Source organism: Actinomadura livida, from assembly GCF_014648675.1.
GTDB lineage: Bacteria > Actinomycetota > Actinomycetes > Streptosporangiales > Streptosporangiaceae > Spirillospora > Spirillospora livida.
Genome location: NZ_BMRO01000008.1, coordinates 17,359 through 35,143, shown reverse-complemented (window position 1 = coordinate 35,143; position 17,785 = coordinate 17,359). Strand labels below are relative to the sequence as shown.

General features: G+C 73.1%; 21 protein-coding genes. 10 read left to right on the top strand and 11 right to left on the bottom strand.

Annotation, left to right across the window (positions count from 1 at the left end; all coding sequences use genetic code 11):
* Nucleotides 1-115 precede the first annotated feature (115 nt).
* Nucleotides 116-655: a hypothetical protein gene (locus tag IEZ03_RS19875; RefSeq protein ID WP_184880171.1), complete on the bottom strand. Its 540-nt coding sequence runs from the start codon at nucleotides 653-655 to the stop codon at nucleotides 116-118.
* 87 nt (nucleotides 656-742) lie between these two features.
* On the opposite strand from IEZ03_RS19875, the gene IEZ03_RS19870 reads away from it, so the two are divergent.
* Complete coding sequence (locus IEZ03_RS19870; RefSeq protein ID WP_184880169.1) at nucleotides 743-1,846, top strand: NAD(P)/FAD-dependent oxidoreductase; 1,104 nt, start codon at nucleotides 743-745, stop codon at nucleotides 1,844-1,846.
* A gap of 44 nt (nucleotides 1,847-1,890) precedes the next feature.
* Here the strand turns inward: IEZ03_RS19870 and IEZ03_RS19865 are convergent, their stop codons facing one another.
* The gene (locus IEZ03_RS19865) at nucleotides 1,891-2,805 is read right to left on the bottom strand and encodes a LysR family transcriptional regulator (RefSeq protein WP_184880167.1); all 915 of its coding nucleotides are present in this window, start codon (nucleotides 2,803-2,805) and stop codon (nucleotides 1,891-1,893) included.
* A gap of 171 nt (nucleotides 2,806-2,976) precedes the next feature.
* Between IEZ03_RS19865 and IEZ03_RS19860 the strand changes: the two genes are divergently transcribed.
* On the top strand, nucleotides 2,977-3,294 hold the full coding sequence (locus IEZ03_RS19860; RefSeq protein ID WP_308427987.1) for a UBP-type zinc finger domain-containing protein: 318 nt from the start codon (nucleotides 2,977-2,979) through the stop codon (nucleotides 3,292-3,294).
* Nucleotides 3,295-3,586: 292 nt separating this feature from the next.
* On the opposite strand, the gene IEZ03_RS19855 is transcribed toward IEZ03_RS19860, so the two are convergent.
* Nucleotides 3,587-4,567, bottom strand: coding sequence for a YihY/virulence factor BrkB family protein (locus tag IEZ03_RS19855; protein ID WP_184880163.1), 981 nt, complete (start codon nucleotides 4,565-4,567; stop codon nucleotides 3,587-3,589).
* Between the two features lie 80 nt (nucleotides 4,568-4,647).
* Nucleotides 4,648-6,255 carry a peptide chain release factor 3 gene (locus tag IEZ03_RS19850; RefSeq protein WP_184880161.1) on the bottom strand — a complete coding sequence of 536 codons (1,608 nt, stop codon included), beginning with the start codon at nucleotides 6,253-6,255 and terminating at the stop codon, nucleotides 4,648-4,650.
* Between the two features lie 111 nt (nucleotides 6,256-6,366).
* On the opposite strand from IEZ03_RS19850, the gene IEZ03_RS19845 reads away from it, so the two are divergent.
* The 6 genes from IEZ03_RS19845 to IEZ03_RS19820 all read left to right on the top strand — a co-directional run bounded on the left by IEZ03_RS19845 (nucleotide 6,367) and on the right by IEZ03_RS19820 (nucleotide 9,938).
* Nucleotides 6,367-7,080 (top strand): spermidine synthase family protein, encoded by a 714-nt coding sequence (locus IEZ03_RS19845; protein ID WP_184880159.1) that lies wholly within the window; start codon nucleotides 6,367-6,369, stop codon nucleotides 7,078-7,080.
* Nucleotides 7,081-7,127: 47 nt separating this feature from the next.
* Entirely contained in the window at nucleotides 7,128-7,568 is a 441-nt protein-coding gene (locus IEZ03_RS19840) for a MerR family transcriptional regulator (protein WP_184880157.1), read from the top strand.
* A 44-nt stretch (nucleotides 7,569-7,612) separates the two neighbouring features.
* Entirely contained in the window at nucleotides 7,613-7,972 is a 360-nt protein-coding gene (locus IEZ03_RS19835; RefSeq protein WP_184880155.1) for a GNAT family N-acetyltransferase, read from the top strand.
* A gap of 148 nt (nucleotides 7,973-8,120) precedes the next feature.
* Nucleotides 8,121-8,489, top strand: a complete 369-nt coding sequence (locus IEZ03_RS19830; protein ID WP_229808422.1) for a nuclear transport factor 2 family protein — start codon at nucleotides 8,121-8,123, stop codon at nucleotides 8,487-8,489.
* Nucleotides 8,490-8,690: 201 nt separating this feature from the next.
* On the top strand, nucleotides 8,691-9,377 hold the full coding sequence (locus IEZ03_RS19825) for a CBS domain-containing protein (protein WP_184880151.1): 687 nt from the start codon (nucleotides 8,691-8,693) through the stop codon (nucleotides 9,375-9,377).
* A gap of 105 nt (nucleotides 9,378-9,482) precedes the next feature.
* Nucleotides 9,483-9,938, top strand: a complete 456-nt coding sequence (locus IEZ03_RS19820; protein WP_184880149.1) for a tellurite resistance TerB family protein — start codon at nucleotides 9,483-9,485, stop codon at nucleotides 9,936-9,938.
* 29 nt (nucleotides 9,939-9,967) lie between these two features.
* Here IEZ03_RS19820 and IEZ03_RS19815 read toward each other — a convergent pair whose 3' ends face one another.
* The 4 genes from IEZ03_RS19815 to IEZ03_RS19800 form a co-directional block, all read right to left on the bottom strand.
* Complete coding sequence (locus IEZ03_RS19815) at nucleotides 9,968-10,858, bottom strand: M56 family metallopeptidase (RefSeq protein WP_184880147.1); 891 nt, start codon at nucleotides 10,856-10,858, stop codon at nucleotides 9,968-9,970.
* Complete coding sequence (locus IEZ03_RS19810; protein ID WP_184880145.1) at nucleotides 10,855-11,229, bottom strand: BlaI/MecI/CopY family transcriptional regulator; 375 nt, start codon at nucleotides 11,227-11,229, stop codon at nucleotides 10,855-10,857. Before IEZ03_RS19810 ends, IEZ03_RS19815 begins: the two co-directional genes overlap by 4 nt.
* Nucleotides 11,230-11,302: 73 nt before the next feature.
* Complete coding sequence (locus tag IEZ03_RS19805) at nucleotides 11,303-12,847, bottom strand: AMP-binding protein (protein ID WP_184880143.1); 1,545 nt, start codon at nucleotides 12,845-12,847, stop codon at nucleotides 11,303-11,305.
* Nucleotides 12,844-13,632, bottom strand: coding sequence for a crotonase/enoyl-CoA hydratase family protein (locus IEZ03_RS19800; RefSeq protein ID WP_184880141.1), 789 nt, complete (start codon nucleotides 13,630-13,632; stop codon nucleotides 12,844-12,846). Before IEZ03_RS19800 ends, IEZ03_RS19805 begins: the two co-directional genes overlap by 4 nt.
* Nucleotides 13,633-13,710: 78 nt before the next feature.
* On the opposite strand from IEZ03_RS19800, the gene IEZ03_RS19795 reads away from it, so the two are divergent.
* Nucleotides 13,711-14,517, top strand: coding sequence for a hypothetical protein (locus IEZ03_RS19795; protein ID WP_184880139.1), 807 nt, complete (start codon nucleotides 13,711-13,713; stop codon nucleotides 14,515-14,517).
* A 57-nt stretch (nucleotides 14,518-14,574) separates the two neighbouring features.
* Here the strand turns inward: IEZ03_RS19795 and IEZ03_RS19790 are convergent, their stop codons facing one another.
* The 3 genes from IEZ03_RS19790 to IEZ03_RS19780 all read right to left on the bottom strand — a co-directional run bounded on the left by IEZ03_RS19790 (nucleotide 14,575) and on the right by IEZ03_RS19780 (nucleotide 16,957).
* On the bottom strand, nucleotides 14,575-15,027 hold the full coding sequence (locus tag IEZ03_RS19790; RefSeq protein ID WP_184880138.1) for a helix-turn-helix domain-containing protein: 453 nt from the start codon (nucleotides 15,025-15,027) through the stop codon (nucleotides 14,575-14,577).
* A 149-nt stretch (nucleotides 15,028-15,176) separates the two neighbouring features.
* The gene (locus IEZ03_RS19785) at nucleotides 15,177-16,316 is read right to left on the bottom strand and encodes a hypothetical protein (protein ID WP_184880136.1); all 1,140 of its coding nucleotides are present in this window, start codon (nucleotides 16,314-16,316) and stop codon (nucleotides 15,177-15,179) included.
* Nucleotides 16,317-16,429: 113 nt separating this feature from the next.
* On the bottom strand, nucleotides 16,430-16,957 hold the full coding sequence (locus IEZ03_RS19780; RefSeq protein ID WP_184880134.1) for a hypothetical protein: 528 nt from the start codon (nucleotides 16,955-16,957) through the stop codon (nucleotides 16,430-16,432).
* A gap of 145 nt (nucleotides 16,958-17,102) precedes the next feature.
* On the opposite strand from IEZ03_RS19780, the gene IEZ03_RS19775 reads away from it, so the two are divergent.
* Complete coding sequence (locus IEZ03_RS19775; RefSeq protein ID WP_184880132.1) at nucleotides 17,103-17,780, top strand: hemerythrin domain-containing protein; 678 nt, start codon at nucleotides 17,103-17,105, stop codon at nucleotides 17,778-17,780.
* The last annotated feature ends 5 nt before the right edge of the window (nucleotides 17,781-17,785 follow it).

Genomic DNA, 17,785 nt, shown 5'->3' with positions numbered 1-17,785 from the left:
CCATTCACTCGTCACCCTGCCCGACCCCGGCGAGCAAGGCAGCGGATGAGAGTGAACCCCGGACCGGCTTCATCCCGGCTTCAGATCGGCTTCCCCGGCCGGCCGGGGCGCCCGGTCAGGGGGTGGTCTCCTCCAGGACGGAGCGGATCCGGCTCCAGGCGTGTTCCAGGTCGGTGTCGGGGGCGGGTTCGAAGACCAGGACGCCGTCGCCCAGGTCGAGGGTGAGGACCTGCCTGCCCGCCTCGGTGCGCATCGGTTCTCGTGCGTCCACGCCGTAGGGCGCTTCCAGGACGCTCATCTCCGCGTCGCCGCGCGGGTCGAACATCAGGAGGCCGCGGGCGACCCACAGGGCTCCGCGCTGCAGCACGTTGTCGTGCACGACGCCCTCGTCGTACGGCAGGGGGCCGCACAGCCTGCCGATCAGGCAGAGGCGGGGGCGGCGTCCGGCGGTCAGCTCGGCCACGATCTCGTCGGTGTCGCCCAGGCCGGGCGGGATGACGTAGAAGGCCAGGCCGGGGCGCGGGCCGGTCAGCTCGCGGCGGAACGACCGGAGCGAGGGGCGGCGCCGCAGCACTCGATCCAAGGCGGGCCGGAGCAGGAAGCCCCCGGCGAGCCCCGTCGAAGCCGCGGCGATGACCGGTATGACGATGGACACCCGCGTCACCGTAGCTTTCGTAGATCACGCACAGGTGTCCGTCTTGCGTGTCTCGCCACGTGTGGGAGCGGCTGTCATTCTGAGGGCATGCGGATAGTGGTCGTGGGTGCGGGGATCATCGGTGCCGCCCTGGCGGACCGGCTCGCCGCGCGTTCGCAGGACGAGGTCGTCGTGGTCGAGGAGGACGCGCCCGGCGCCGGGACCTCGGGCACCAGCTACGCATGGGTCAACGCCAACGATCCCGCTGATCCCGCCTACCACCGGTTGCGGACCGCGGCGATGTCGACCTGGCGGGAGCTGGCCGCCGGGTTCGGTGACCCGGCCTGGTACCGGGAGGCGGGCAACACGACGTGGGCGGTCACCGAGGACGCGAAGGCCGAGCTGGCGGACCGGGTCGCGCGCCTCGGCGAGCTGGGCTACGCCGCCGAGCTGATCGACATCGGGCGGCTGAGGGAGCTGGAGCCGCGGGTCCGGGCTCCGCAGGACGCGCTCATCGCGCACTATCCCGATGAGGGCTACGTGCACGGCGGCGCCGTGGCACAGGCTCTGGTCCGGCGGGCGGGGGACGCGGGAGCCGAGATCGTCACGGGGCGTCGCGCGGTCGGCCTCAACACCGGCGGTGACCGCGTGACCGGTGTGCGGCTGGACGACGGCAGGGATCTGGACGCCGACCTCACGATCTGCGCGGCGGGGCGGCACAGTCCCGCGCTCCTCGCCACGGCCGACGCCGCCCTTCCGCTGGTCGACCCGTCCGAACCCGGCTCGCCCGCGCCCTGTCTCGTCGCCACCACCACGGCGGCCGAGGGCGCCATCAACGGCCTCGTCCACGCCCCCGGTCTCTCCGCCCGGCCCGCGCCGGACGGGGGGCTCGTCCTGGAGGCCGGGGACCTGGACGCCGGGGTCGACGAGGCGGCCTCCCCCGCGCTGATGCGGACGGTCGGCGCCGAGCTCCTCGCTCGTGCGCGCGCCCTCGTCCCGAAGCTGAGGGCGGGCGTCGCCGGGGTCCGGCGGTGCACTCGGCCGCTGCCCGTGGACGGGTATCCGCTCATCGGCCTCCAGCGCCCCGGCCTGTACACCGCGGTGACGCACAGCGGCATCACGCTCGGCCCGCATCTCGCGCTGCTGATCGAGCGGGAGATCCGCGGAGACGCGGCGCCGGAGCTCGCCCCCTACCGTCCGGGCCGCGCCTGAACCCGCCGACGACGCTGCGCCGCAGGGGATTCACCGGACCGCGGTCAGCCGGTTGTATGGTCCGCGGCGGTCAGCCAGCCGAGCCGCTCGGACATGTTCCGGGCGCAGGCCACGACTGTGCGCACATGGTCGGAGTCGTCGGTCGCGCGCCACAGGAGCGACCAGGGGTAGAAGGACACGGGTTCGGTGAGCGGCCGCCAGAGGGTCCCCGGCAGCGCCGAGATGCAGGATGAGGGGACGCAGTACAGGCAGCGGCCCTGGTCGACGAGGCTTGATGCGGCGTGGACGCTGTCCACGGTCCCCTCGTACACGGTCGGGGTGAAGCCCGCGGCACGGCACATCTCGACGGTGAACTGGTTGAACTCCGGGGCCTTCATCTCCTCGGCCAGCAGCAGGGGCTCGCGGGCCAGCGCCTCGGCGGGCACCGCGTCCAGCGCCGCGAACCGATGGCCCCGGGGGACCAGGACCCCGAGACGATCCCGGCGGAACAGGTAAGAGGCGATGCCCCTCGGCGCCAGGACCGCGCGTCCGATGCCGATATCGAGACGCCCGGCGACGAGTTGCTGGTACTGCTCGGGGACACCGACCTCCACCTGGTGGATCACCAGGTCCGGGAAGAGCGCCTGAGCTTCGTGCAGGATCTGCGGCATCGAGTCGTAGCTGGCGTCGATGACGCCCACCCGCAACGCCGGCGATACGCCTTCGGCGGTCCGGGCCACCTGGGCGGCGCGCTCCACGAGCGCGAGGATCCGCCGGGCCTCGACGAGGAAGGCCGCTCCCGCCGGGGTCAGCGCGACGTAGTGGGTGGTGCGCTCCAGCAGGCGCACGCCCAGCGCCCGCTCCAGCCGCTGGATCTGCTGGCTCAGCGCCGACTGGACGATGTGCTCGCGGGCCGCCGCGCGACCGAAGTTGAGCTCCTCGGAAACGGCGACGAAATAGCGGAGCTGGCGCAGTTCCACATCTTCGCCTTACAAGGGGAACGGTGAGACCTGCCTGCCGAGCCTACATCGCGGCGCGCTCCAGACGGTTCCTCCGGACCACGGGCGGCCATCGCCCCAACTGATCAAGCAAGCTCGAATCGCTCGTCACGGCCCGCTCGAATCGGAGGTCAACTGTAAGCGGCACTCACGATGAACCACCGGAGGAGCGTCCACATCATGGCCGCGAGCGCGCCCATCAGCCCGAACGGATCGGCACCGCGTTGCGAGCATGCGGACGGGCTGACTCCCGTCGAGCCCCGCTCGCGCGGCTGCCGGGTGTGCGAAGCGCTGAGAGCAGGCTGGAAGGCCCTCCGGGTCTGTTTGACCTGCGGTTGGGTGGCGTGCTCCGACGACTCGCCGCACCGGCACGCGAGAGCGCATTACCGGGAGACCGACCATCCGATCACCGCCACGGTGGGATCGGGGCCCACCTGGCGATGGTGCTACGTCCACGAACGCCAGGTCTGACCGAGCCGGCCTCCGGGCCCGGGCGGGGCGGTCAGGCGGCGAGCTCGGCGCGGAGGTCATGAGCGGAGTGAACGGTGCGGAACGGATATTTCGCCTGCCGGCCGGGCGGTCATCGGCGCAGGTGATGGCGTGTGCATGGATCGCCTGTGTCCGCAATCGGGTCGTCGGCGGGAAACTGCCGATGGCCGGTCACTTCGGGGGCTGCGCCGGTGTGGCCCAGGGCCGTCCACTCCTCCCCGAGACCGGACGGCCCTGGATCGGCGGTGCCGTCCCGGGGTGTCAGTCCGGGGTGTCAGTCCGGGTCGTCGCGCGGGGGCGGGTCGAAGTCGACGTCGACGTTCTCGAAGCCCTTGTGGCGCTCGGTCTCGGCGTAGGAGGTGTAGGCGCGCCGGTCCGCGGAGGTCAGCTCGACCTTGTCGGTGAAGGGCGTCAGGAGGCTGCGGGGCCACAGCCGCCGCTCCCGGACGACGTTGATCTCGGCGCTCAGCACGAAGGTGAGCGCGCCCAGATAGATCCACGTCAGCAGGCCGAGCACGATGCCGAACAAGCCGTAGGTCGCGCTGGCGCCCTGGAGCCAGTGACCGAACAGGAAGGTGCCCGCCCACTGCAGCAGCTGCCAGACGAGCGCCGCGACGATCGCCCCCGTCCGCACCTGCGCGATGGTGAGCGGCCGGGCGGTCAGCATCCGGAACGTCACCGTGAACAGCACGACGTTCATCGCGATCGCCGCCGCGATGGCCATCGCCCGCACCCCGGTACCGAAGGCGCCGCTGGACGTGATGATCCCCGACAGCAGCGCCGTCCCCAGGAGCACCACGCCGCCGACCGCCAGCAGCGCCAGGCTGCGCACCCTGGCGAGGACCGGGTTCGGACGGGAGTCGCGCGGCACCCCCCACATCTTGTTCAGGGCGTTCTGCGCGGCCTGCACGACGCCCAAGGCGCCGTACACGCTGCCCACGACGCCCGCGGCGAGCGCCAGTTCGTTGCCGCGGAAGGACCCGATGTTCGCGCCGATCTGGTCCCCGATGACCGGGATCTGCGCGAGCGCCGAATCCAGTGCGCGCTGCTGCAGCCCGGGGTTGCCCTCCAGCACGAAGCCCAGCACGGTGACGAACAGCAGCAGCAGCGGGAACAGCGACACGAACCCGTAGTAGGTGATCATCGCCGTGAGGTACGTGCCCTGGTCGTCCACGAACTTGTACACGACCGCCAGCGGCAGGCCCGCCCAGCGATGCCGCCGCTGGTAGGCGTCCAGGCGGCCGACCACTCCCACACGGCCCTTCTGCCCTTTTCAGCGCGCACGCAACGCCCCGCCGCCCCCGTCTTGCGCGGCGGCATGACCGGTGGGACGAGTCAGTCGGCGACGCCCGCGGCGAGCATGCGGGTGAGGGTGATGCCGGGGTGCTCGCGTTCGAGGGCGCGGAGCCGCCACTTGTCCACGAACACCGCGATGAGCGCGCCGTCCAGGGAGCGGGTGAGGACCTCGACGCCGCGCCGGCCGCTCAGGGTCTCGGCGGACTCCTTGTCGGTGACGCGGGCGGTGCTGTAGTCGAGCCGGGTCAGCTCCACGGGCGCGCCGAACTCCTCGGCCATCCGGGCGGTGACCACGTCGAACTGCAGGGGCCCGACGGCGGCCAGCACCGGTGCCTGGTCGCCGCGCAGGTCGCTGCGCAGCACCTGGACGACGCCCTCGCCGTCGAGCTGGTCGATGCCGCGGCGGAACTGCTTGGCGCGGCTGTTGTCGGTGGCCCGCGCCACCATGAAGTGCTCGGGGGCGAACGCCGGGATCGGGGGGAAGACCACCGGGGTCCTGACGTAGAGGGTGTCGCCCACGGTGAGGCCCGCGGCGTTCGGCAGGCCGATCACGTCACCGGGGTAGGCGGCGTCCAGGGTCGAGCGGTCGCGGCCGAACACCGTCTGGGCGTACTTCGTCGCCAGCGGGCGCCCGGTCCGGGCGTGCGTCAGCGACATGCCCCGCTCGAAGCGCCCCGAGCAGACCCGGACGAAGGCCAGCCGGTCGCGGTGCGCCCTGTCCATCCCGGCCTGCACCTTGAACACCTGCCCGGCGAACGGCGCCGCCACCGGGCGCTCGGTTCCGGTGTCGTCGACGCGCGCGGACGGCGCCGGGGCCAGCCGGCACACCGTGTCCAGCAGCGCGCTCACACCGAAGTTCGGCAGCGCCGCCCCGAACAGCACCGGCGTGGCCGTCCCGGCCGCGAAGGCGTCGGGGTCGAGGGCGGCGCCGATCTCGTCCAGCAGCGCCAGCTCCTCCACCGCGGTGCTCCACGCCTCGCCCTCCTCCTCGGCGGCCTGCTCGGCGGGGACGTGCTCGGCGATCGCGCGGGTGGCCCCGCCCGGGGTGCGCCGGAACCGGGTGAACGCGCCGCCGTCGCGCTCGATCAGCCCGCGGAAGTCCCCCGCGACGCCGACCGGCCAGTTCAGCGGCGCCGGGCGCAGGCCGATGCGCTGCTCGACCTCGTCCAGCAGCTCCAGGGGTTCGCGGCCGGGCCGGTCCCACTTGTTGACGAACGTGATCACCGGGATGCCGCGGTGCCGGCAGACGTCGAACAGCTTGAGCGTCTGCGCCTCCAGGCCGCGGGCCGAGTCCAGCAGCATGATCGCGCCGTCCACCGCGGCCAGCACCCGGTAGGTGTCCTCGGAAAAGTCCGCGTGCCCCGGGGTGTCCAGCAGGTTGAGGAGCACCTCGCCGTACTCGAACCGCAGCACCGACGAGGTGATGGAGATCCCGCGCGCCCGCTCCATGTCCATCCAGTCGGACCGCACCCCGCGCCGCCCCGACTTGCCGTGCACCGCCCCGGCCTGCTCGATCGCCGCCGCGTGCAGGGCCAGCGCCTCGGTCAGCGTGGACTTGCCCGCGTCCGGGTGACTGATCACCGCGAACGTCCGCCGCCGCGCCGCCTCCGCCGCCACGTCCGGCGCCGTGCCCGTGCCACCGCTCACCGCGGCCCCCCTCCCGTGGTCGACGTGGGCCGACCGATCTGACGTCACGTTAGGGTACTTTGGCGCGAGGCCGCGGGTCGCCGGCCGCCACCGACCACGGGGACGGAACGCATGGGCGCGTTGTTCGAAGAGCTCGACTGGCGTCTGACGCCGATGGGCGCCATCAGCCTGCGGCGGCGCCGGGACCCCGCGCTCCGCGTCGACGTCTACGAGATCAAGCTCGATGACGACTTCCTCATGTCCAGCCTGTGGACGGCCGGCGAGGTCGAACTCGCCCGGCTCGGCCTGGCCGCGGTGGACGGCGGCGAGCTCGACGTCGTCGTCGGGGGCCTCGGGCTCGGCTACACCGCCGGCGCCGTCCTGGACGACCCCAGGGTGCGCTCGCTGGTCGTGGTCGAGACGCTCGCCGAGGTGATCGAGTGGCACCGGGCGAAGCTCGTCCCGCTCGGGGAGCGGCTGGCCGGGGACGACCGCTGCCAGTTGGTCCACGGCGACTTCTTCGCCATGGCCGCGGAGGAGTCCGAAGGCCGCTTCCACGCGGTGCTGCTGGACATCGACCACTCGCCGAGCCACGTCCTCAACCCGGCCCACGAGGCGTTCTACCGGCAGGAAGCGCTGAGCCGGCTCGCCGCCCGCCTGCACCCCGGCGGCGTCTTCGCGCTGTGGTCGAACGACCCGCCCGACGACGACTTCACCGCCGTGCTCGGCAGCGCCTTCGCCGAGGCCGCGGCGCACGTCGTCGAGTTCCCCAACGCCGTCCAGGGCGGCACCTCGGCCAACACCGTGTACGTCGCCCGCACAGCCCCGAACTCTCCCCTTACGTAAGATTAGGGACGGCTCGCCCCGGGCCGGGCGGCGTGAGGAGGCACCCGATGGACGGCAGGCACATGCGGATCGGCGAGGTCGCCGACCGGACCGGCCTGAGCCTGCGCACCATCCGCCACTACGAGGAGGTCGGCGTCGCCCTCCCCACGGCCCGCACCCGCGGCGGGTTCCGCCTCTACACCGACGAGGACGTCGCGCGCCTCCTGGTCGTCAAGCGCATGAAGCCGCTCGGCTTCACCCTCGAAGAGATGCGCGACCTGCTGGACGTCCTGGACCGCCTCCAGCACCCCGGCACCGGCGAGCCCGCCCGCGACGACCTCGTCAAGCGCCTCGCCGTCTACCGCTCGCTGGTCGAGGAGCGGTGCGCGAAGATCCGCGCCCGCCTGTCGGACGCCGAGCAGTTCTCCGCCGAGCTGACCGCCCGGCTGCGCGAGCACCGCGACCGGCCGGGCGCGGGCCGCGCGGAGGGGCGCGAGCTGTCGCGATGAGCGTCCGGTCGGTACGGTCGTACCCGTGGAGGTGAGCGTCGGCCATGACCAGTGACGACAGCGGAGCAGGCGACGGCAGGGCAGGCGACGGCAGGGCAGGCGACGGCAGGGCAGGCGACAGGGTCGTCGACGCTTCCGAACGCAGCCGGTACGAGATCGTCCGGGACGGCGCCGTGCTCGGCTTCGCCGCCTACCAGAAGGCGAAGGACCTGATCGTCTTCACCCATACGGAGATCGATCCGGAGTACGAGGGGCAGGGCCTCGGCGGACGGCTGGTGCGCGCGGCCCTCGACGACGTCCGCACCCAGGGGCTCCCGGTGCTGCCGACCTGCCCCTTCGTCCAGGGCTGGATGGCCAAGCACCCCGACTACGCCGACCTCGACTACCGCCGCCGCCCGCGCTGACGGCCGCGAGGCCCTCGCCCGCGTGACCGCCCCGGGCTGGATTCTTCGCGGCGGGATGTCGAGAACGCTTCGGGTGCTCCGACCTATCCGGGGCCGCCGGTTCGCGCGGCGGCTCCGGATGGACGGCACGCGATCCGAAGGAGCGGACATGTCACGCAATACCGAGACCGTCACCACCTACCTGGACGGCTTCCGCAAGAACGACCACGCGCAGATCCTGTCCTGCCTGACCGACGACATCGAGTGGACCGTCTTCGGCGGGTTCCACCTGACCGGCAAGGACGCCTACGACAAGGCCATCGACGGGCCGCCGGAGCTGCTCAACCCGCCGCACCTGGAGGTCGTGCGCATGGTCGAGCAGGACGACGTCGTCATGGCCGAGATGACCGGGACGGTGCGGCGGGCCGCGGGCGGCGAGATGCGCATGTCCATGGCGGAGGTGTTCGTCATGCGCGACGGCAAGATCGCCGAGCGCCGCGCCTGGGTCGTCGAGCTGAAGGAGAACGACTACCGCTGACCGCGGGGCTCCTCGTCCCGTCCGCGCCGGTTCGGGCGCGCGGAAAAGGCCGAAGGTCCCGAGGTTCGGGGACCGCCGGCTCTGATCCGCGCACCCGCGCGCGCGGGAGGCTGGAAGTGGCTCGGGGAGCGGCGCCGATACGGGTTACGGGCCTTGCACGGTGTCCTCCCTGAGCCCGAGGACGAGCACGAGGAGGAGACCATGAAGCGCCGCACTGTCCAGGACGTGATGACCAGGGACGTGGTGACGGTGACCCCGCAGACCCCGTTCGCCGAGATCGCCGAGGTACTGGCCGAGCACCGCATCAGCGCGCTGCCCGTCCTGGACGACGCGGGCGGCGTCGCCGGCATCGTCACCGAGTCGGACCTGCTGCACAAGGAGGAGTACAAGGCGGGCGACAGCGGCCGCCGGGCGCTGCGGGCCCTGCTGCGGCGCGACGCGCAGGCCGAGGCCAAGGCCGCGGCCGTCGACGCCCGCGGGCTGATGACCGCCCCGGCCGTCAGCGTCGCCCCGGACGCCCCGACCGCCGAGGCCGCCCGGCTGCTGACCGCGCACGGGTTCAGGGCCCTGCCCGTCGTCGGCGGGGACGGCCGCCTCGCCGGCATCGTGGCCCGCCGCGACCTGCTGCGCGTGTTCCGGCGTCTCGACGCGGAGATCCGCGACGAGGTCGTCAAGGACGTCCTGATCAAGCAGCTCTGGCACGACCCCGACATGCTCGGCGTCCGGGTCGAGAACGGCGTCGTCCATCTCACCGGCCGCGTCGAGACCAAGAGCCTCATCCCGATCGTCGTCCGGCTGGTCGGCCGCGTGGACGGCGTGGTGGACGTCGTCGACACCCTCGGCTACGCCCACGACGACACCCAGTCCGCCCGCTTCACGAGGATCTGAGGCAGGCGCGCTCCGGCGGGCGCCTTGCCGCCGCCGGGCGGGGGCCTACTATTACATTTGTAGAAGTCAGGCGTCCGGGTACGGCGGCAGCAAGGGAGATCTTCGATGGCGTTCTGGGACAAGCTTCGCGAGTCCAGCCAGAACATGCAGACCCAGCTCATGGCGAAGAAGAACGACCTCAAGAGCGGTGCCTTCCGGGACGCGAGCATGGCGATGTGCGCGCTGGTCGCCGCCGCCGACGGCTCGGTCGATCCGGCCGAGCGGCAGCGGACCGCGTCGCTGATCGCCTCGAACGAGGTCCTGCAGAACTTCCCGGCCGACGACCTGCAGCGGCGGTTCAACGGCTACGTCGACAAGCTCACCGCCGACTTCGCCTTCGGCAAGATCAGCGTGCTGCAGGACATCGCCAAGGTGAAGAAGAAGCCCGCCGAGGCCCGCGCCGTCATCCAGATCGGCATCGTCATCGGCGGCGCCGACGGGAACTTCGACGAGAACGAGAAGGCCGTCGTCCGGGAGGCGTGCCTCGCCGTGGGGCTGGCGCCCGCCGAGTTCGAGCTCTGACCGCGTGCGCTCGGCCGCCCGCCCGGCCGTCAGCGCAGTGACAGCAGGTACAGCAGGAAGGCCGCGGCGGCGTGGTCCAGGTGGAGGGTCGCGCCGGTCAGTGAACTGGTGACGAAGCCGTTGCCCATGAACAGCAGCGGACCCGTCACCGTGTTCCTGTCCGGCGCCGAGTCCAGCAGCGCCTCGACGCGCCGCACGACCCCCGACTCGGCGAACGCGGCGGGCGGGCCCGCGGCGGGCGGGTGCGCGAGGGCGGCCTTCGCGATCGTGCGGGCGACGAACGCCCGGTCCCCGACGGCCTCGGCGGCGTCCTCGTCCGCCCACCGCTCGACCGCGAGCCGCAGCCGCTCGCTCAGCGGCCGCAGCGGCGGCAGGAGCGCCCCGGCCATGGCGCCGGACGCCGTGTACCGGTGGTGGCGGTGCCGCAGGTGCGACGTCTCGTGCTGGAGCACCACGTGGAGCTCGCCCGCCGTGAACCCGCGGAGCATCCCCCGCGACAGCAGGACGCCGCCGTGCCGGCCCGGGACCGCGACGGCGATCGGGACGTCGGTCTCCAGCGGCTCGCGGACCTGGATCCGCGCGGTCCGCAGCTCCGCCGCCCAGCGGGCGGCCGTCCGCCCGGCGACCAGTGCCCCGGCGGCCGTCAGCAGCGCGGCGGGCACGCCCACCGGGTGCGGGACCGGCCGGTCGTCCCCGAACAGCGTCCATTCGGGGACCAGCGCGGCGGCGGCCGGCGCCAGCGTCGCCGCGTAGTTGATCGACATGAAGACCCCGGTGCCCAGCGCCGTCACCACCGTCATGGCGCAGGTGGTGGCCAGCAGCCGCGCCGTCCAGGACGGGTGCAGCGGCAGCGGCGCCCGGCCGAGCAGCGTGCCGAGCGCCAGCATGACGGCCGGCGGCGCGAGGGTGAACCAGGTCACCCGCGGTCTCCGGGGCCTTCGAGCATCTCGCGCAGGTGGCGCGCCTCCTCGCTGCTGAGCGTCCGGACGAACCGGTTCAGCACGCTCACCGGGTCGCTCGCGTGCCGGAGGTGGTCGCGCATCCGGCCCGCCACCAGCTCGGACTCGTCCACGGCGAGCCGGTAGTGGTAGTGCCGCCCGGCCCGGGTCCGGGAGACGAGGCCCTTCTCGTGCAGCCGGTGCAGGATGGTGTTCACCGTGGTGTAGGCGGGTTCGCCGTCCAGCCGCTCGACCAGCTCGGCCGTGCGCGCGGAGCCGCCGAGGCCCGCCAGCGCCGCGAGGACCTCGGCCTCCAGCTGGCCCAGCGGTCTGCGCGATGGACGGCGCGGCACCGGCCTCACCCCTTGGAACGGAGGACGTCTGGTTCCAAGTAGATCAGGCCGCGACGGGTACCGCCCGCCTGGGTCAGGACGTGGTCGCGGTGTCGGCGAACTTCGCGCGCAGGGTCTTGCGGTCGAGCTTGCCCACGGCGGTCTTCGGGACGGCGTCCGCGAAGATGATCTTGCGTGGCTTCTTGTAGGAGGCCACCCGCTCGGTCACGTGCGCGATCAGCCGCTCGCGCAGGTCGTCATCGGGCGCGGCGCCCTCGGCGAGGACGACGACGGCGGTGACCGCCTCCACCCAGCGCTCGTCGGGCGTGCCGACGACCGCGGCCTCGCGCACCGCCGGGTGCTCCAGCAGGACGTCCTCGACCTCGCGCGGGTAGACGTTGTAGCCGCCACTGATGATCATGTCGGACGTCCGGTCCTTGAGGAACAGGAAGCCGTCCTCGTCGAGGACGCCGACGTCGCGGGTGTGGACCCAGCCGTCGCGGAAGGTGTCCGCCGTCAGCTCCGGGGCGTTGAAGTACCCGGCGCACCCCGACGGCCCGCGCACCACGATCTCGCCCGGCTCGCCGGGGCGGGCCGGGCGGCCGTCCTCGTCCAGCAGCCGGAGGTCGATGTCGGCGGCGACCTGACCGCACGCGGCGAGCCGGTCACCGGTGTGGTCCTCAGGGCGGAGCACCGCGATGCACAGCGGGATCTCGGTCTGCCCGTAGTACTGCCAGAAGCGCTCCCGGCCCCAGGCGTCCATCGCGCGCTCGATGACGGGACGCGGCATCGGCGACGCCCCGTAGATGACGCGGCGCAGCGCGGAGACGTCGGTGGTCGCGAAGGCCGGGTGCTCGACCAGCATCTGGATCATGGTCGGCACCAGGTTGATCGCCGTGGCCCCGTGCCGGGTGACGGCGTCGAGGAACTGCTCCGGCGCGAAGCCGGGCAGGATCACGGTGCGGCCGCCGCGCAGCCACAGCGGCAGCACGAACACCCCGCTCGCGTGGATGAGGCTCGCCGCGTGCAGCATGACGTCGTCGCGCGTGGCCGGGAGGAGGTTGAGCAGCACGTTCCGGCAGATCCCCGCGTAGGACGCCTGAGTGTGCTGGGCCGCCTTCAACGTGCCCGTGGTGCCGGACGTGTACAGGGTCAGGATCACGTCCTCGGGACTGACCTCGACCTCGGGCAGGGTGGTGGGGACGCCCTTCGCCCGCTCCATGAGGGACGGTTCGCCGTCCAGGCTGGTCTCCAGGCCAAGGAACGTCACGTCGGGAAGTGCGGCGGCGAGCTCGCGGGCCCGGTCGGTCAGGTCGGCGCCGAACACCACGAGCTCGCAGCGGGTGTCGGTGAGCATGGTGACGTGCTCGGCGACCGACAGCCGGGAGTTGAGCGGCACCCGGTTGATCCCGCCCTTCACGCAGGCGAAGTCGAGCGGCACGCTCAGCAGGCCGTTGTTCACCAGGAGGCCGACGCGCCGGTGGTGGCCCGCACCCTCCCGGGCCAGCGCGTGGGCGAGCCGGTTGCTCAGCTCGTCCACCTCGCCGAACGTCAGCTCCTGCTCGCCGAACACCAAGGCGATCCGGCCGGTGTGCTGCCGCGCACCCCGGACGATCAGCTCACGGGTGGTGGGACTCATGCGGTGTCCTCTCCGGTGAAACGTCCGTGGCGGCCCTCGCCGGCCACGAATCTGGAAGCGCCGGCCGCGCCCTCGCGCGCCACGACGGGGACCCCCGCGGCCCCTTCCGCGCGCAGCGCCTCGGCGAGGGGAAGATCGAGGCCGGCGTAGGTCGAGGCGCGGTCGGTCAGGACGCACTCGAACGGGAAGGCCGCGATCTGCTCGGCCAGTTCCCGGGCGGCGTCCACCGCCTGCCCTGGCTCGACGACCCGGTTGGCCAGGCCCATCGCGAGCGCCTCGTCGGCCTCGACGGGCCGTCCGGTCATGATCAGGTCCAGGGCCCGGCCCAGGCCGACGATCCTCGGCAGCCGGACCGTGCCGCCGTCGATGAGCGGCACGCCCCAGCGGCGGCAGAAGACCCCCATCACCGCGTCGCGCTCCACGATCCGCAGGTCGGCGAGCAGGGCGAGCTCCAGGCCGCCCGCCACGGCGTAGCCGCTCACCGCCGCGATGAGCGGCTTGCCGAGCGCCATCCGGGACGGGCCCATGGGGCCGCTGCCGCCGCCTTCGGGATCGAGTTCGTTGCGGCGGGCGGGGTCGCCCACCGCAGTAAGGTCGGCTCCGGCGCAGAACGTCCCGCCGGCCCCGGCGAGCACCGCCACGCGCTGTCCCGGGTCGGCCTCGAACGCCGCGAAGGCCTCGCGGAGTTCGGCGGCCATCGGCCCGTCGACGGCGTTGCGCCGGTCGGGCCGGTCCATCCAGATCGTGGTGGTCGTGCCCGTCTTCTCGACTCGCACGTCGGCCATCGTCACCTCCGCGTCCTGCCCCAACGACCGCTACACATATAACGTACCTTGGAAGAATATGTCTAGGAGCCGTTACAAATGTCGGAGCCGACCGCCCGCAAGCTCCTGCTGGACCTGGTCACGGCACGTCCGCGCGCCCGGTTCTCGATCGCCGCGCTGTGCCGGGCCGGGGAGATCGTGGGGCTGAGCGCGCCGAGCATCCGGATGGCCGCGCAGCGCCTCCACGAGGAGGGGGTGCTGGAGCGGGCCGGCCGCGGCGTCTACCTCCCGCGGCCCGCCCGGCTGCGCACCTACCCGCACGTCGAGCAGTGGACGACCCGCCACCGCTCCCGCGTGCCGTGGACGGGACGCTGGGCCGCGGTCGAGAACTCCGCCACCGCCCGCACCGACCGCGCGGTCTTGCGCCACCACGACCGGGCCGTTCGGCTCCTCGGGTTCCACGCCTGGCGCGGCGCGCTGCACGTCCGGCCCGACAACCTCCGCGGCGGCGTGGACGCGCTGCGCCGGACCCTCCGCGACACGGGCATGGCCCCGGACGCCGTCGTGTTCGCGATCGACCGGCTCGACCCGGACACCGACCGGGAACTGCGCCGCCTCTGGGACGCGGCCGACCTCGCCGCCGGGCTGGACCGGACGGCGGAGGAACTCACCCGGAGCCGGGAACGCCTCGGCACCCTCACCCCGGAGGAGTTCGCCCGCGAGTCCCTCCTGCTCGGCAGCCGGGCGATCGCGACGATCCTGCACGACCCCCTGCTCCCCGAGGACCTCTGCGACCCCGGGCCCCACGAGCGCCTGGTGGCCTTGACCAGGGACTACCAGGACGCCGCGCAGGCCATCTGGGGACGCCTCCTAGACCTCGACGGCACGTCCCGGGACGACGGCTGACCACCGGCGGCAGTGTCTCGAAAACCCTCTCACAACTGTCTCGTAAATGTCTCAGAACTACGCGGAGGGTGCGCGGCCGGTCAGGTGGCGGTAGAGCGTGGCGCGGGAGACGCCGAGGCGCTCGGCGATCTCGCCGACGGTGCGGTCGCCCTCCTCGTACATGCGGCGGGCGGCCTCGGCCTTCGCCTCGCCCAGCGCGCGGGGGCGGCCGGGCCGCCGGGCGCCGGTCCGGGGCGCGGGCCGCTCCGGCTCGTCCCGCGTGACCAGGCCGGACGTCGCGGGATCGTCCAGCAGCGTCCACACGCCGGCCAGGATCTCCGCGCGCAGCCGGTCGATCGGGACGTCGCGGCACAGGAACACCGGGTCGCCGAGCATCGCGAAGATCTGCACCGTGCGGACCCGGACGGCGACGTCCGGGTACGGGCCGGTGAACGCGTCGTGGACCCGCTGGATCAGCGCGATGTAGTGCTGGAACGTGCGGTCGTGCGCCAGCGTGGTGAGGTCCTGCATGACCACGTAGTGGGCACCGGGATGCTGCCGGTCCGCCGCGGGCCGGCCACCGCCCCGCGCGCCCTGCTCAGCCCGCTGGGCCTGGCCTGGCGGCTGCCGGCCTGTGGCTCTTCCGCCGCCGCGACCTGGCCCTGACCCTCTAGTAGCGCCTACTTCGTGCCGGTGAGCGGGTCGCTCGGGAGGGGATGGGCGGACCGGCGCCAGACCGTGCCGACCTGGGTGCCGGCCCAGACGGTGGTGGTGTACGGCACGCGGGTCATCGCGTACGCGGTCACCCCGATGGGCGGGGTCTCGCGGGTCCAGGACGCGCCGTCGAAGTGCAGCAGGTGGGACGTGTCGTACGGGGTGGAGACCCACACGCCGCCCCGCCCGTCGGAGGCGATCGAGCCGAGGAAGCCGATCGCGGACATCGGGCGCACCCCGCCCGCCGGGTCCGACGGGCCCGGGAGCCGGTGCACGGTGAACTCGGAGCCGTTCCAGTGGTGCAAAGTCGGCGGCGGGAACAGCGGGTGCTGCTCCAGCGCGTAGAACCAGACGTCGTCGGGGGCGACGTGCTCGATCTGCAGGATCCAGTGGGCGTAGGTCGTCCCCCACGGCATGCGCGTCCACTCGGTGCCGTCGAAGTGCCACAGCGGGGTCGGGCCGGTCGACTCGCCGAACCCGCCGACCCATACGTCCTGGGGGCTTCCGGCGGCGATGGCGTTCAGCCCCGGGGAGTCGGGCAGGGTGAGCGTGTTCGTCCACTGGTCGTGCCGCCGCACCGACACCGTCGCGCCGTCCGCGCCGGTCCCGGTCGCCCACAGCGCGCCGGTGCCGTCCAGCTCGATCGCGTAGAGCTGCTGGTCGGCGGGGCCCGCGGCCGTGCTCCAGCGGCGGCCGTTCCAGTGCAGCAGGTCGGTGCGCGCCGAGGCGTCCGGGCCAGAGGCGACGGCCCACGCGTCGGCGAAGTGCCGGGCGCGGACGTCGTTGACGACGGCCAGCCCTTCGGGCAGCGGTGCCCGCGTCCAGCCGCGCAGGCCCCGGTGCAGCAGCACGGCGGCGGCGTCCGGCTGGAACGCGTTCTCGGTGCCGCCGGCGATGACGTGCCAGGGGTCCGGCGCGGCGATGCCGAACAGCTGGGCCGGGCCCGAGAGCGGCGGGACGGGCACGTCGGCCCATCCGCCCGGCGGCGGGGCGGCGGCGCGCGCGGTGCCGGTCAGCGAACCGGTGGCGGCGGCGCCGAGCAGTGCGGCGCCGCCGAGGGTGAACGCGCGGCGGGACAGGGAGGGGTTCGCGGGGCGGTGTGTCACGGTGGCTCCTCGACCGGCGGATGATCAAATGCCAGTATTTAGTGGCACGATCTTCGGATCCACCGCGTGACCTGTTGCGGCCAGGAGCCCTGCCGGCCGGCGCCGCGGCGCCGCTAAGGCGTCGTCACGGTGGCGGCGCGGACGGTCCTGTCGCCGAACACCTCCTCGACCGTCTTCACGCGGAGCTCTTCGAGGACGGTGATCTGGGCTTCGGCGCGTTCCAGCAAAGTGCGCAGCTTCTCGACGTCCAGCGCCGGTTCGCGATCGACGAGGGAGAGCAGGGTGCGCCATCCGGCGGCCTTGCCCTCGACCGCGAGGCGCAGCGCCTCCAGCTCCACGAGGTCGCTCAGCGGCGAGCGGCTGCGCAGCCGTCCGTTGAGCTTGAGCCGCGCCGCCTTCTCGGCCGCCCACGTCGCCACGCTCTTGTACCGGCGGACCGGCATCTCCAGCGACCGCAGGATCGCCAGCAGGGCGCCCCGGTCGGCCGCGATGTCCTCGGCGAGCCGCTCCAGCCGTTCCGCGTCGGCCGAGTTCCGGCGCGCGTGCGCGGTCCGCCGGGCCAGTTCGACCCCGGCTGCGGCCCCGGCCAGATGATCGTTCAGGTAGATCGCCAGGAACGTTCGGGTCTCACTTGTCGCCATCTCCCCCACGTACCCGGGGATGCCCCCGTAAACGGCACGGCGCGTCCGGTCCGGTGCCCCCGGCGGCCTCGCTTAACCCCCGCGGCCCCGGGTACGGGACGCCCGCACCGCCCGCCGGGGGCCGGCGTGGAAGCGAGGAGGGCTCATGCGGACCACAGCCGCCAACACCGAGAAGGCCGCCACCGAGAAGACCGAGGCCCGAAAGACCGACGCCGCGAAGACCGACGCCGCGAAGACCGACGCCGCGAAGACCGACGCCGCGAAGACCGACGCCGCGAAGACCGAGGACGTCATCGACCTGCTGCGCGCGCAGCACGGCCGGATCCGGGACCTGTTCGACGAGGTCATGCACTCCGCGGGCACCGAGCGGCGGGACGCCTTCCGGGAGCTGGTCAGGCTGCTCGCCGTGCACGAGACCGCCGAAGAGGAGATCGTCCACCCGGTGGCCCGGCGGCTCCCCGGCGGGAAGGGGATCGTGGCGGACCGGCTCGCCGAGGAGCGTGCCGCCAAGGAGCTGCTGTCCGAGCTGCACGGCATGGACACCGACGACCCGGCGTTCCTGAAATCGCTCGACAAGCTGCGCATGGACGTCCTGAGCCACGCCCGCGCCGAGGAGCGCTACGAGTTCGACCGGCTCAGGGACCAGTTCAGCCCCACCCAGCTCAGGGGATTCGCCGCCGCGGTCCGCGCCGCCGAGGCCATCGCCCCGACGCGCCCGCACCCCGGCACCGAGAGCGCCGCCAAGAACATGCTGCTCGGCCCGCCCGTCGCGGTGCTGGACCGCGTCCGGGACATGATCCGTAGCGCCCGCGACGGCGGCTGACCGAA

What these genes read in the sequence shown, in the direction of transcription:
- IEZ03_RS19825 (WP_184880151.1), top strand. Translation starts at nt 8,691, where the DNA reads ATGAAGCGCCGCACTGTCCAGGACGTGATGACCAGGGACGTGGTGACG.
- IEZ03_RS19845 (WP_184880159.1), top strand. Translation starts at nt 6,367, where the DNA reads ATGGGCGCGTTGTTCGAAGAGCTCGACTGGCGTCTGACGCCGATGGGC.
- IEZ03_RS19840 (WP_184880157.1), top strand. Translation starts at nt 7,128, where the DNA reads ATGGACGGCAGGCACATGCGGATCGGCGAGGTCGCCGACCGGACCGGC.
- IEZ03_RS19830 (WP_229808422.1), top strand. Translation starts at nt 8,121, where the DNA reads ATGTCACGCAATACCGAGACCGTCACCACCTACCTGGACGGCTTCCGC.
- IEZ03_RS19870 (WP_184880169.1), top strand. Translation starts at nt 743, where the DNA reads ATGCGGATAGTGGTCGTGGGTGCGGGGATCATCGGTGCCGCCCTGGCG.
- IEZ03_RS19775 (WP_184880132.1), top strand. Translation starts at nt 17,103, where the DNA reads ATGCGGACCACAGCCGCCAACACCGAGAAGGCCGCCACCGAGAAGACC.
- IEZ03_RS19795 (WP_184880139.1), top strand. Translation starts at nt 13,711, where the DNA reads ATGTCGGAGCCGACCGCCCGCAAGCTCCTGCTGGACCTGGTCACGGCA.
- IEZ03_RS19800 (WP_184880141.1), bottom strand. Translation starts at nt 13,632, where the DNA reads ATGGCCGACGTGCGAGTCGAGAAGACGGGCACGACCACCACGATCTGG.
- IEZ03_RS19835 (WP_184880155.1), top strand. Translation starts at nt 7,613, where the DNA reads ATGACCAGTGACGACAGCGGAGCAGGCGACGGCAGGGCAGGCGACGGC.
- IEZ03_RS19780 (WP_184880134.1), bottom strand. Translation starts at nt 16,957, where the DNA reads ATGGCGACAAGTGAGACCCGAACGTTCCTGGCGATCTACCTGAACGAT.
- IEZ03_RS19860 (WP_308427987.1), top strand. Translation starts at nt 2,977, where the DNA reads ATGAACCACCGGAGGAGCGTCCACATCATGGCCGCGAGCGCGCCCATC.
- IEZ03_RS19790 (WP_184880138.1), bottom strand. Translation starts at nt 15,027, where the DNA reads ATGCAGGACCTCACCACGCTGGCGCACGACCGCACGTTCCAGCACTAC.
- IEZ03_RS19820 (WP_184880149.1), top strand. Translation starts at nt 9,483, where the DNA reads ATGGCGTTCTGGGACAAGCTTCGCGAGTCCAGCCAGAACATGCAGACC.
- IEZ03_RS19805 (WP_184880143.1), bottom strand. Translation starts at nt 12,847, where the DNA reads ATGAGTCCCACCACCCGTGAGCTGATCGTCCGGGGTGCGCGGCAGCAC.